General features: G+C 59.8%; 13 protein-coding genes and 1 pseudogene. 9 read left to right on the forward strand and 5 right to left on the reverse strand.

The genetic code is table 11. The features are described 5' to 3' along the window. The first annotated feature begins 157 nt into the window (after positions 1-157). Together HMPREF2792_RS13060 and HMPREF2792_RS09225 are read left to right on the forward strand one after the other, a co-directional pair. On the forward strand, positions 158-301 hold the full coding sequence (locus HMPREF2792_RS13060; protein ID WP_158011595.1) for a hypothetical protein: 144 nt from the start codon (positions 158-160) through the stop codon (positions 299-301). Between the two features lie 85 nt (positions 302-386). Next, positions 387-803 carry a single-stranded DNA-binding protein gene (locus tag HMPREF2792_RS09225; protein ID WP_070516677.1) on the forward strand — a complete coding sequence of 139 codons (417 nt, stop codon included), beginning with the start codon at positions 387-389 and terminating at the stop codon, positions 801-803. Positions 804-1420: 617 nt separating this feature from the next. Here the strand turns inward: HMPREF2792_RS09225 and HMPREF2792_RS09230 are convergent. Continuing rightward, a complete protein-coding gene (locus HMPREF2792_RS09230; protein ID WP_070533096.1) occupies positions 1421-2755 on the reverse strand; it encodes a coiled-coil domain-containing protein in 1335 nt (444 codons plus the stop codon). 88 nt (positions 2756-2843) lie between these two features. Here HMPREF2792_RS09230 and HMPREF2792_RS13330 point away from each other — a divergent pair. The 4 genes and pseudogenes from HMPREF2792_RS13330 to HMPREF2792_RS09245 form a co-directional block, all read left to right on the forward strand. Continuing rightward, positions 2844-2987: pseudogene (locus HMPREF2792_RS13330) on the forward strand (GuaB3 family IMP dehydrogenase-related protein); the annotation flags it as partial. Between the two features lie 273 nt (positions 2988-3260). Further along, positions 3261-4139, forward strand: coding sequence for a metal ABC transporter substrate-binding protein (locus tag HMPREF2792_RS09235; RefSeq protein WP_232745304.1), 879 nt, complete (start codon positions 3261-3263; stop codon positions 4137-4139). Between the two features lie 101 nt (positions 4140-4240). Continuing rightward, entirely contained in the window at positions 4241-4921 is a 681-nt protein-coding gene (locus tag HMPREF2792_RS09240; protein ID WP_232748524.1) for a metal ABC transporter ATP-binding protein, read from the forward strand. Continuing rightward, positions 4918-5817, forward strand: coding sequence for a metal ABC transporter permease (locus HMPREF2792_RS09245; RefSeq protein ID WP_070516668.1), 900 nt, complete (start codon positions 4918-4920; stop codon positions 5815-5817). Before HMPREF2792_RS09240 ends, HMPREF2792_RS09245 begins: the two co-directional genes overlap by 4 nt. Here HMPREF2792_RS09245 and HMPREF2792_RS09250 read toward each other — a convergent pair. Next, the gene (locus HMPREF2792_RS09250; protein ID WP_070516666.1) at positions 5767-6453 is read right to left on the reverse strand and encodes a metal-dependent transcriptional regulator; all 687 of its coding nucleotides are present in this window, start codon (positions 6451-6453) and stop codon (positions 5767-5769) included. The genes HMPREF2792_RS09245 and HMPREF2792_RS09250 overlap by 51 nt on opposite strands. A gap of 119 nt (positions 6454-6572) precedes the next feature. Between HMPREF2792_RS09250 and guaA the strand changes: the two genes are divergently transcribed. Then, entirely contained in the window at positions 6573-8177 is a 1605-nt protein-coding gene (gene guaA, locus HMPREF2792_RS09255) for a glutamine-hydrolyzing GMP synthase (protein WP_070533100.1), read from the forward strand. 173 nt (positions 8178-8350) lie between these two features. Here the strand turns inward: guaA and HMPREF2792_RS09260 are convergent, their stop codons facing one another. Both HMPREF2792_RS09260 and HMPREF2792_RS13380 read right to left on the reverse strand, forming a co-directional pair. Next, positions 8351-8827 carry a PspC domain-containing protein gene (locus HMPREF2792_RS09260; protein WP_070516662.1) on the reverse strand — a complete coding sequence of 159 codons (477 nt, stop codon included), beginning with the start codon at positions 8825-8827 and terminating at the stop codon, positions 8351-8353. 417 nt (positions 8828-9244) lie between these two features. Beyond that, a complete protein-coding gene (locus HMPREF2792_RS13380; protein WP_255366237.1) occupies positions 9245-9370 on the reverse strand; it encodes a hypothetical protein in 126 nt (41 codons plus the stop codon). A gap of 376 nt (positions 9371-9746) precedes the next feature. On the opposite strand from HMPREF2792_RS13380, the gene HMPREF2792_RS09270 reads away from it, so the two are divergent. Further along, complete coding sequence (locus HMPREF2792_RS09270; protein WP_232748525.1) at positions 9747-10499, forward strand: hypothetical protein; 753 nt, start codon at positions 9747-9749, stop codon at positions 10497-10499. 226 nt (positions 10500-10725) lie between these two features. Beyond that, entirely contained in the window at positions 10726-11229 is a 504-nt protein-coding gene (locus tag HMPREF2792_RS09275; RefSeq protein WP_083306426.1) for a recombinase family protein, read from the forward strand. Positions 11230-11232: 3 nt separating this feature from the next. Here HMPREF2792_RS09275 and HMPREF2792_RS12720 read toward each other — a convergent pair. Continuing rightward, positions 11233-11421 (reverse strand): integrase core domain-containing protein (locus HMPREF2792_RS12720; protein WP_083303849.1); only part of this gene is annotated, 189 nt, incomplete at its 5' end.

Raw genomic sequence — 11421 nt, forward strand, 5'->3', positions numbered from 1 at the left:
CCCGACGTGTCTACTTTCCGGGGGTCAGGCCCGTTTTCTTTTTCAGCATGGCCATGACCAGGGAAGACACACATCTTCTACAAGCAGGGGAGCAACTTCTAGCCAGCAGAGCTGTCTCCAAGAACGGATTGAATATCCGATCCACAAGGAGGCACTCATGTACCACTACACGCACGAAGACCTGGAGCTGCTCTACCTGATGAGCGACGGCATAGACGGCGAGGACGCTGATCCTGGTGCAACCCAAGAGCTACGCGACCTGGAAGCAGAAGGGCAAGTACTGCCCTGGGCCGTGCTGTAACAGCACTTTTCTCAGCAGCAGCAAAGCCGCTGCTCAAACACACAATTGAAAGACAATTCACACTCACTCAAAAGGAGAAATCATCATGTCTAACCCATTCAACTCCGGCACCATTGTTGGCAACACCGCTCGCGAGCCGAAGATCTTTGAGCACGCAAACGGCGGCGCTACCGTGAAGCTCAACGTCTACGCGCGTAATACGTTCAAGAACAAGAACACCGGCAAGGTGGAGTCTGAGATCGTGGAACTCACCGGCTACGTGCAGGACGCTAAGAACCTCGGTGTCTTCGGCTGCATCGGCGCTGGTGACCGGGTCGCGGTCAGCTACTCGCTCAAGACGGACAACTACACCGATAAGGATGGCGTGAAGCACTACCCGCTGATCGCACGCATCGATACGGTGCAGCTCATCGACTCGAAGAAAGAGTCTGCAGCCCGCGCTGCACGCCGTGAGAACGGCGCTGGCACCGCCGCCAACGACACTGAAGAAGTGCCGTTCTAACCACAACACCCCGCAGGGATTCCCTGCGGGGTTATTTTTTCAGTACAAACCGCGCATGACGCCGTTGCCGTCCGGTAGGGGATCGCTACCGCGCCTGCTCTGGGGCACCGTCATTTCACAGCGCAATACACGCACCACGACACGCGCTGTTTTACCGTGCAACAAACACGCCATTTCGCTGCGCATTGCACTGACACATCTACACGCCGCTGGATCAATCACTTCACTGCACCCTGTAGTGGCGCGCCACTTCATTGGCACATTTACTGCGCAGTTAAATTACATGTCATTTCATTAGCACGTTTATTGACTACTTAAATGACGCTGTAACTCTGCATCACATTCTGCAGGCACTTTCGCTGCACTCTCTACGTACTCATCTACTGTCCACTTAACGGCACTGTAGCCACGTACCTCTACTACACAATCAACAGCACAACAAACACGCCACTACACGCGCTATTTCACAGCACTACAGGATTACCGCTACACAAAACAACCGCTCTAATTCTTCGATTTTCGCTGAATTAGAGCGGTTTTAGCGCTGTCTCTGGGCACTGACCCCGGCGACACCCGGCTAGGCCGCTACAGGGCCGTACAAGGCGTGTGGCGAGCTGCTACAGCTCCATGCCACCATCGCGGTCGCGCTGTTGCTGCTGGCGGCGCTTGTTGGTTCGTTCCTGAGCACGGCGGCGTGCGGCGGTCCGTTCCTGCTGGATACGCTGCTCAACAGCAACCCGATACCGCTGCTTCATCTCAGGGTCGTTATCGAGTTCGACATGCAGGAAGACCCGGTCTACGTGGGAAATCTCTTGCAGAGACTGCGTTGCCTCCTCGATAATGATGGCGGCTTCCTCTTCTGCAGCTGCGCGGCGCGCTTCGAGGCTTTCGGTGAATGCGCGTTTCTCCGTGTCAAAGGCTTCACGCTCACTGTCCAGGGCTGCACGTTCGTTGGCCAGCTGTTCACGCTCACGCGTGGCCTCGCTGCGGATGGCCACAGCATCACGTTGTGCTTCGCTACGAGTGCTCTCAGCGTCTCGTGTGGCCTCGCTACGGGTCTTTTCTGCGTCTCGCTCGGCTTCCTTGCGTGCTTCGCTGCGGATCGTTTCAGCCTCCTGCTCTGCACGCTTGAGCTTGGCCTCTGCAGCGCTGTTGACCTCTTCGGCACGGTCCAGCAGCTCATCTGCTTGAGCTTCGGCCAGCCCTACTGCCTGCTCAGCCGCAGCCTGTGCATCGCTACGGATCTGCTCGACGTCCTGCTCAGCCTTCTCGCGTGCTTCACGCAACACACGCTCTGCAACCTCGCGAGCCTGCTGTTCAGCGTTCTCCTGTACACTTCGCGCTGCTTCACGGTCCGCCTGGGCCTGTTCCAGTTCTTTTGCTGCTTGCTCGCGGTCACGATCAATCGCGTCCATGTCGCGGTGTACGGAACGGCGCTTGACTTCTACTTCATCCTCGCGGTTGGCAAGGTCGCGTTCACGATCCTGCTGCTCCGTGTAGCGGTCGAGGTTTAGGGATTCATCGTGACGTTCGGAGACTTCCAGTTCTACTGGGTAGCCGAGCGCGTGCATGTGTTCACGGAGTCCGCGCTGCGCGTCGATCATTTTTTGATTACCCGAGATCTGTTTACCCTTTTTTGGGCCAGATTTGTACCTGACCGAGGTGTCAGTGTTGTACGCGATACCTGGCCTACAGCGGAGCTTTGACGGATCATCGGGCTTCGGGGAGAAGCTATCGGCCTGGAACTGGCTATGCGGTGTGCTCTCGTCAAAATTCATATCCCCTCCGGCCACAGCATCGATGCCGCCGGGGATGAAGTTCTCGGCAAGCCAACGCATTGCCTCTTCGAAGTATTGTTTCGCTTCCTCGTAGTCGCGTGCGACATAGCGCGGACGTTTTACTTCGCGCCCGTCCACCTCACTGGTGTAGAAATCCGGGATTTCTTTGCACATCGATTTCGGTGGATTCAGCTTCGGCTGGGGCCTCGACGACGCGGTTTCTACCGAGGATGTTGTGAAGCACCTCCGCGACAACAGCCCGAGCCTGCAGACCATCCTCCACGGCCCGAGCACCAGTACCTGGGGTGGGCACAACCTCGCCGGCGGTCTGCGCCGCGTCATGGCGAAGTGTGGCTACACCGATATCAAGAGCTTCCAGAAGGTGGATATCACCCTCTCGAGCTAGCTGCGCACTTTCGCGGCCGACAACGCCCGGTGGAACTTCAATGATCCCCCGGGCGTTTTTCATGTCTACGGGGTGAGGCGTATGTCACAGCCGATTCATCTTGACTCTCCTGTAAGTCCGACTAAAGTTTGTCCAGAATAAAAAGTACGTCTAGGCGTAACTTATGGAACAGCCTTGGCGAATGCATTTTCAGGAAAGGAAAACTCAATGGTTCGGTCGGAAAAGCGGGAGTCGCGATCAGCACCGTTCGTGGCAGCAGCCGCGATGATGGCGATGATTCTCGCGGCGGCGCTCACAGCGTGCGCGCCGGAGGAGGATCGTGCAGACGGCGGAAAGCCGAAAGTGCTGACCACTTTCACTGTGATCCAGGACATCGCCCAGAATGTCGCGGGGGAACACTTGACTGTGGATTCTTTGACGAAGCCGGGGGCGGAGATCCACGGCTACGAGCCCACGCCGGCTGATATCCGCCGCGCGTCGGATGCCGACCTCATTCTGGATAACGGCCTGAACCTGGAGAACTGGTTCGCGCAATTCGTCGAGGACGTCGACGCGCCCCACGTCACCGTCAGCGACGGCGTGGACCCGATCGACATCACCGAGGACGAGGGCGCGGGCAAACCGAACCCGCACGCGTGGATGAGCCCGGTCGAGGTGGAGAAGTACGTGGACAATATGGTCACCGCCTTCAGCGAACTCGATCCGGACCATGCTGAGGACTTCAAGCAGAACGGCGAGCAGTACAAAAAGGAGCTGCAAGAGGTCCAGGACGGCATGGTCACTGAGTTGGCGAACCTGCCTGAGCAGCATCGCGCACTGGTGACGTGCGAGGGCGCATTCTCCTACATGGCACGCGACGCTGGTCTGGAGGAACGGTTCATTTGGGCCGTGAACTCCGAGAATGAGGCAACTCCGCAGCAGATCACCCGTGCCATCGAATTCGTCAAGGAGAACGACGTGCCGGCCGTATTCTGCGAGTCCACGGTCTCGGACGCACCGATGCAGCAGGTAGTTGATGCAACCGACGCCACCTTCGGCGGCACTCTGTACGTCGACTCCCTTTCGGAGAAAGACGGTCCGGTTCCGACCTACCTCGACTTGATCAAGCACGACGCCGACGTGATCACGCAGGCGTTGACGGGTAAGAAGTAGGTGTCACGGTGCAACAGGAAACGTCATCAGCCGCGGCGGCCGTTTCGTCGAATGCGACTCCCGCGATATCCGTGCACGATGTCACCGTTCACTATGGGAGCGTGCTCGCGCTCGACGGTGCATCCCTCGAGATTGCGCCGGGACGCGTGTGCGGACTCGTCGGAATGAATGGATCCGGGAAATCTACGCTATTCAAAACGATCATGGGGCAGACCCGGCCGGATTCCGGGACCGTCGCCGTCAACGGAGATGACCCCGCGGTTGCCCGCCGCACCGGTGTGCTCGGGTACGTGCCTCAGCGCGAGGCAGTGGACTGGGATTTCCCGGTCAGCGTGCGGGAGGTGGTCATGATGGGTCGCTACGGACAACTCGGTTTCACGCGCCGGCCTCGCCGGGCTGATATCGAAGCCGTCAACCATGCACTCGAGCGTGTGGAGCTCACGGACTATGCCTCACGTCAGATCGGTCAACTTTCCGGCGGCCAGCGGAAACGCGCCTTTGTTGCCCGGTGCATTGCCCAGGGGGCGAGGATCATGCTGCTGGACGAGCCTTTCGCGGGCGTCGATAAGCGCAGCGAAGCGACAATGACCCGGCTGTTCCGCGAGCTTGCAGACGGCGGTGCCACCGTCTTCGTGTCCACGCACGACCTCCCTGCGTTACCTGAGCTGGCTGATGAAGCGATGCTGCTCAACCGGCATGTGCTCATGCACGGCTCGCCCAAGGATGTCCTGCAACCCGATAATCTCGCCGCTGCCTTTGGACTGGATGTGATGAAACGATGATCTCTTTTCTTGTCGACCCGTTCGCCTACGACTTCATGGTCCGCGCGTTCGCCACGAGCCTGATTTCCTCCATCGTGTGCGCGGTGCTGTCGTGCTGGCTGGTCCTCGTCGGCTGGTCGCTGATGGGCGATGCCGTGTCCCACGCAGTGTTCCCCGGCGTGGTGCTGGCGTATATCGCGGGCGTTCCCTTCGCTCTCGGGGCAGTGGTCTTCGGCTTCCTCGCCGTGGGATTGATCGGTGTCGTGCGTGATACGAGCCGGGTCAAAGAAGACGCTGCGATCGGAATCGTCTTCACGACGCTCTTCGCGTTCGGGCTCGTGCTCATCTCCGTCACGCCCTCGCACACCGACCTCAATCACATTATCTTCGGTAACCTGCTCGGCGTCTCCAAAGCTGATCTCGTGCAGATCCTCGTTTTGGGCGTGGCCACGCTGGCCGTGCTCGTGCTCAAGCGCCGCGATTTCACGCTTTTCGCTTTCGATCCCGTGCATGCTCACGCGATTGGTCTGTGGCCGAAGCTGATTGGGGCAGTGTTGCTCGCCCTGCTCGCGCTCACCTGCGTGGTGGGGCTGCAAGCCGTCGGGGTGATCCTCGTGGTGGCGATGCTGATCATTCCGGGTGCGACCGCGCACCTTTTGACCGACAGTTTCGGCCGCATGCTGCTGATCGCTCCTGCGGTGGCCACCGTATGCTCCGTCGCGGGGCTGTACGCGAGCTACTACCTCGACGCTTCGCCTGGCGGACTCGTGGTCATGGCGCAGGGGATCGCATTCCTGCTGGTGTACCTGTTCAGCCCGAGCCAAGGGATCGTCACAGCGCGTGCGCGCCGGGGCGGAACGGCACGGCTAATTGGAGACGAACAGCGCATCGGTAGCGGTGCGGCCGAGCGGAACTGAGTTCTTTGCCCCGTCCACCTTCACATCGAGCGACTCGGAAAACGGTGCGCCTTCAGTGACCGTGAGGACGGCGCCGACAACGATGCCATTCTCCTCGAAAAACTTCAGCAGGGTCGGGTCCGAATCGGAGATCCGCTCGACAGTGACCGTCGTCCCCGCTGCACCGGCGCCCGCCCCAGCATCCGTGAGGCGGCATGCGTCCAAAGCGGGCACCGTACCGTCGGCGGTCGGGATCGGATCCCCGTGCGGGTCGCGGGTGGGGTGGCCGAGCAGCTTGTCCAGCCTGTCCACCAGGTAGTCAGAGACTGCGTGCTCTAAGTGCTCCGCTTCATCGTGCACTTCGTCCCACGTGTACCCGAGAGTCTCCACCAAGAACGTCTCGATGAGCCGGTGGCGCCGAATCATGTCCACTGCGTACCCGCGGCCCTTCTCGGTCAATTCCACCGAGCCGTACGGGGCGTGCACGATCAACCCCTGTGCGGCGAGCTTGCGCACAGCATCCGAGACCGACGACATCCGCAGCCCCGTCTGCTTCGAAATCAGGGTTGCCGTCACGGGTTCCGCTGACCATTCCGTGAGACTCCAGATGACCTTCAAATAGTTCTGGGTCGAAGTGGATAATTCGCTCACCGACATGCGTTCAACTCTACTTACCTTCCGGGAGCACGCTTATCGACGCCGCCCTGAACCGCTAATCCGCCCTGCACAGTCGCGACTGTTCAGTCTATCCAGGCCATGAGTTAGACTCTGAATCCGTGACTACCACCTCGAATGCACCAGAGCAGACCCCACCCGCAAACGCTCACCCGCGCCCCGTCCTCGTCGTGGACTTCGGCGCGCAATATGCGCAGCTCATCGCACGACGCGTGCGTGAGGCCCGGATCTATTCGGAGGTCGTTCCGCACACGATTTCCGCAGAAGAATTGAAAGCCAAGGACCCGGTGGCTCTCGTGCTCTCCGGTGGTCCCTCATCCGTCTACGAGGACGGTGCTCCGCAGCTCGACCCGGCAATTTTCGAGCTGGGGCTGCCCACCTTCGGCATTTGCTACGGCTTCCAGGTGATGACTCAGGCGCTCGGCGGCACCGTGGCCAAGACCGGCTCCCGCGAGTACGGTCGCACCGCAATGAACGTGCGCGGCGGCGTACTTCACCACGGCCTGCAGACCAACCACCCGGTATGGATGAGCCACGGCGATTCCGTCACCGAGGCACCAGCTGGCTTCGAGGTCACCGCTTCATCGGAAGGCGCACCAGTCGCCGCATTCGAAAACGCTGATCTATGCATGGCCGGCGTCCAGTACCACCCGGAGGTCATGCACTCGCCGCACGGCCAAGAGGTGCTCACGCGCTTCCTCACCGAGATCGCAGGCCTCGAGCAGACCTGGACCGCCTCCAATATTGCGGAACAGCTTATCGACGCAGTCAAGCAACAAGTCGGCCCCAACGGCCGCGCCATCTGCGGCCTGTCCGGCGGCGTGGACTCCGCTGTCGCTGCTGCACTGGTCCAGCGCGCAATCGGTGACCGACTCACCTGTGTCTTCGTCGACCACGGCCTGCTGCGTCAGGGCGAGCGCGAGCAGGTCGAGACCGACTTCGTGGCTGCTACAGGTGCGAAGCTGGTCACCGTCGACGAGCGCGAAGCCTTCCTGGGCAAGCTCGCTGGTGTCACCGAGCCGGAAGCCAAGCGCAAGGCTATCGGTGCAGAATTCATCCGCTCCTTTGAGCATGCCGTTGCTGGTGTGCTCACCGAATCTGGTGACGACGCACCCGTCGACTTCCTCGTTCAGGGCACCCTGTACCCGGACGTTGTCGAGTCCGGCGGCGGATCCGGCACCGCCAACATCAAGAGCCACCACAACGTCGGTGGCCTGCCTGACGATGTCGAATTCGAACTCGTCGAACCCCTCCGCCTGCTGTTCAAGGACGAGGTCCGCGCCGTTGGCCGTGAACTCGGCCTGCCCGAGGTGATCGTGAACCGTCAACCTTTCCCGGGCCCTGGCCTGGGTATTCGCATCATCGGTGAGGTTACTGAGGAGCGCCTGGAAACCCTTCGCGCAGCCGATGCGATCGCTCGTGAGGAGCTAACCAAGGCTGGCCTCGACGACCAGATCTGGCAGTGCCCGGTCGTCCTGCTTGCCGACGTTCGCTCCGTCGGCGTCCAAGGCGACGGCCGCACCTACGGCCACCCGATCGTCCTGCGTCCAGTTGCTTCCGAGGATGCCATGACCGCTGACTGGGTCCGCATCCCGTACGAGGTGCTGGAGACCATTTCCACCCGCATCACCAATGAGGTTGAGGACGTCAACCGCGTCGTGCTGGACATCACGTCCAAGCCGCCAGCCACGATCGAGTGGGAGTAACCAGCTTTTAGCGCTGACACCCAGGATTTAAGTGCCAGCGCTAAATAGTTAGTGCTAAATAGTTGATGCTAAATAGTCAGTGGATCTCGATTACATAGCTGCCTCAGGTGAGAATTTTTACCTGGGCTTTTGGAGCGAAGCTAAGGCCCCGATGTAATCGAGATCCACTCGTTTTATTTGTAATGCACTCCAAGCGAAGGTGGCGGCGTTGGCGTGCGCTGATGCAGAAGCCACCACGCGACAAACCCGGTGAAGATTCCTGCCAGCGGCGCTAATACTGCCCTGGGATCCGTGCCCAGCGTGACGGACGGGAAGAAGATCAGCAATCCGATCAACAACAGCCAGCCTGTGCTGCGGTCTCTGAGCACAACAGGACTCAGACGTTCTTTCGGTGTGAAGATCGCCTGTGCGGGGGATGTCTGCGTGCCAAAACGCGGCATGGTGAACCAGCACAGCAGGTACAGGAAAATGCCGCCGCCGATGATGAGCGCCAGCACAGCAAAAACGACGCGGACGAAGGTCACATCGACGTTATAACGCGCACCGATGCCCTCACAGATGCCACCGACTAGTGGGTTGCCACCTTGTTCTTTGGGGATCCGTGGCGGGCGCGTGTCCCACATGGCCTGAAACGAGCTGTTGGTGTCCATGGCTCAAGTATGCATTTGGCGGGCAAAGCTCGCTGGCTAAATGGCACGGGTCTAGGGGGAGGATCGAGAGATCCTTGCATGAAACCTGAATTCGCTGGCGTAGACAATGCCGCTGGCCTCTTTGAAGTCCCTGTTCAGGGAGGTTTCGCCGCCTTCGATCTTCGTCAGCGCGTCGAGTAGCCTCGTTGTGATTTCAGGTTTCTTCCTAAAACCTGAATATCGGCACTGCTTGTGTACTGGTTTGTGCACTTAAGGCCCTGGATTAGCTTATCCAGGGCCTGTGGATTCAGGTTTCGTGCAACGCAGCAAGAACTACTAGTCGGCGAGAACTACTAGTCGGGGAGCGCTGCTAGCCAGCGTGCGTTGCTAGTCGGCGTGCGTTGCTAGTCGGCGTGCGTTGCTAGCCAGCGTGCGTTGCTAGTCGGCGTATGCGAGGCGACGGGAGCCGTCGACATGCGGGTACAGTACCCACGCAGCGCCAGCAACGAGCGCGAATGTGAGCGTGACTCCCCAGGCTGGCCATTGCGCGAGAGGTGCGAGCATGAGCGCCAGCCACCAAAGCATTAACGGCACGAGCATGCTTATCGACGGCACCGTACTTACCCGCTTCTCTTCCGCGAATGCCCTCATCTCGCCCCGGTAGGGGTGGAGCAAAGTGATGGCGACAGCAAGGGCAACGCATCCGAGCGCGATGAGGAGTTTGGGGCCGATCGCGAGCTGGGAGACCATGACTGCGATGGATCCGGCGACGCCCACAGTTCCCATGACTCTGACGATGAGCGGAGTGGGGATTGGGGTGGTCCGGGTGCGGACGTCGTAGGCGTATATGGAGGTGGACGCTACCATATGACCTGCGATAGAAAATATGTTCGATAATTTCAATTGACCTTGGTTCGCCCGCGGAGCATAATCAGCTTCCGTGAGTGGAACAAGTGTTCGCAAGACGGTCGCGGAGGTGGACCTGGCGGCATCGACGGTATCGACGGGCTCCAGTGGTTCTGCGCACGCTGAACAGATCGCCCAGCTCCGCTCCAAAATGGCGCAGATCGGCGGTGCTGTCCCTGGTGGTGATGGGGATGGTACCGGCTTCGCACAGAAGATCACAGGCAGCGAAGATGTGGTTTCGCTCGGTGAGCAGTTTCGATTTCTGCTTCCTGGCTGTGGTCTACCGCGCCATGCTGTCACACATATGAGCGATACACCGGCGCTGGTTGCGGAGATGCTTCTCCACGTTGTGGAAGCAGGTGGTCACGCCGGTGTGGTGGGGTGGCCGGAATTGTCTTATGCCGGAATTGACCCGAAGTATCTGGGCCGCATTATCGCTGTGCCGGATCCAGGGGTGGACCCTTTGGGTGTTGCCGCGGTGCTCACGGAGGGGCTGGACTTGGTTGTGTATCGCTCGCCAGTGGCGCTTGCTCTCTCTCCGGTGCGGTGCCGTCCACTGTTGGGCAAGCTGCGCAAAGGTCGGGCAGCACTGATGATGGTTGGCGCAACGGTGCCGTCTCCTGCGCTGACTGTCACGGGCGATATTCAGGCTTTTCATGGCATTGGTCGTGGTACGGGCCGCATTACTGGTGTGGATATTCGGGTGCGGGCGCAGTCGAAGGGTGGGCGTCCGGCGTCGGCAAGCATCACTGTGGGGCAGGCTGCTGTGGAAGCGTCAACGCCTTAATCCCGCGTCAATCGATTTCAGTCTGGCAAGGACTGTTTCTTGTGACGGCGATCCGATTCGAAAAATGGCGTTTTTCATACGGGTACAAATGGAATCTCACTCGTATGAAGAAGACGACTATTCGGCTACCAGCTACACCAACCGGCGACCCTAACTGGGACTACATGGAGCGCTTCATGAAGGGGTTGCCGTTTTCAGCTGCGCTTGCTGACGGGGTGGATGTTTAATGCTCATCGGCTACGCACGTGTCTCCACGTCGAAACAAGGGCAGTCTCTCGACACCCAGCGTGAGGCGCTCATCGACGCTGGCTGCGATGAAAACCACATCTACACAGATACGATCTCGGGCACGAAGTGGCAGCGCCCCGGCCTTGATGACGCGCTGGCGTATATGCGCCCCGACGACACGCTGGTTGTGACCAGGCTCGACCGTCTTGGTCGCAGCCTCGCTGAGACGGTGAATACTATCGCTGACTTGGCGGAACGTGATATCAACGTGAAAGTGCTCGAACCCGCGCTGGACACGTCGCGTCCTGCTGACAAAGTGGTCATTAACGTCATGGCCTCTCTCGCTGAGTGGGAAAGAGACCTGCTGATCCAGCGCACCCGTGAAGGCGTAGCGCACGCCCGCGCCCAGGGCAGGGTCGCCGGGCCGAAACCGAAGCTCACTAACGAGCAAGCCCAGGTTGGGGTTGCCCGCAAATCGTGGACACGTAGTGGAGCTACCTAGTGGTTAGGCAGCTATTTCTTTTCTGCTGTTGATTGCGCCGGCGTGGTTCTCGAAGTCGACGGGGCTGACCATTCCGAGTGCAGAGTGCCGGCGCCGACGGTTGTAGACGACTTCAATCCAGTAGGCAACGGCCTTGCGTGCAGCATCACGGGTTGTCCATCGCTTACGGTCGTAGAATTCAGTCTTTAGCGT

Source organism: Corynebacterium sp. HMSC068H04, from assembly GCF_001811255.1.
GTDB classification, from domain to species: domain Bacteria; phylum Actinomycetota; class Actinomycetes; order Mycobacteriales; family Mycobacteriaceae; genus Corynebacterium; species Corynebacterium hesseae.

Excerpts from the sequence above, each read along its gene's own strand:
- HMPREF2792_RS09235 (WP_232745304.1), top strand. The coding sequence starts at position 3,261 with ATGATTCTCGCGGCGGCGCTCACAGCGTGCGCGCCGGAGGAGGATCGT.
- HMPREF2792_RS13060 (WP_158011595.1), top strand. The coding sequence starts at position 158 with ATGTACCACTACACGCACGAAGACCTGGAGCTGCTCTACCTGATGAGC.
- HMPREF2792_RS09275 (WP_083306426.1), top strand. The coding sequence starts at position 10,726 with ATGCTCATCGGCTACGCACGTGTCTCCACGTCGAAACAAGGGCAGTCT.
- HMPREF2792_RS09245 (WP_070516668.1), top strand. The coding sequence starts at position 4,918 with ATGATCTCTTTTCTTGTCGACCCGTTCGCCTACGACTTCATGGTCCGC.
- HMPREF2792_RS09250 (WP_070516666.1), bottom strand. The coding sequence starts at position 6,453 with ATGTCGGTGAGCGAATTATCCACTTCGACCCAGAACTATTTGAAGGTC.
- HMPREF2792_RS09225 (WP_070516677.1), top strand. The coding sequence starts at position 387 with ATGTCTAACCCATTCAACTCCGGCACCATTGTTGGCAACACCGCTCGC.
- HMPREF2792_RS13380 (WP_255366237.1), bottom strand. The coding sequence starts at position 9,370 with ATGCTCGCACCTCTCGCGCAATGGCCAGCCTGGGGAGTCACGCTCACA.
- HMPREF2792_RS09230 (WP_070533096.1), bottom strand. The coding sequence starts at position 2,755 with ATGTGCAAAGAAATCCCGGATTTCTACACCAGTGAGGTGGACGGGCGC.
- HMPREF2792_RS09260 (WP_070516662.1), bottom strand. The coding sequence starts at position 8,827 with ATGGACACCAACAGCTCGTTTCAGGCCATGTGGGACACGCGCCCGCCA.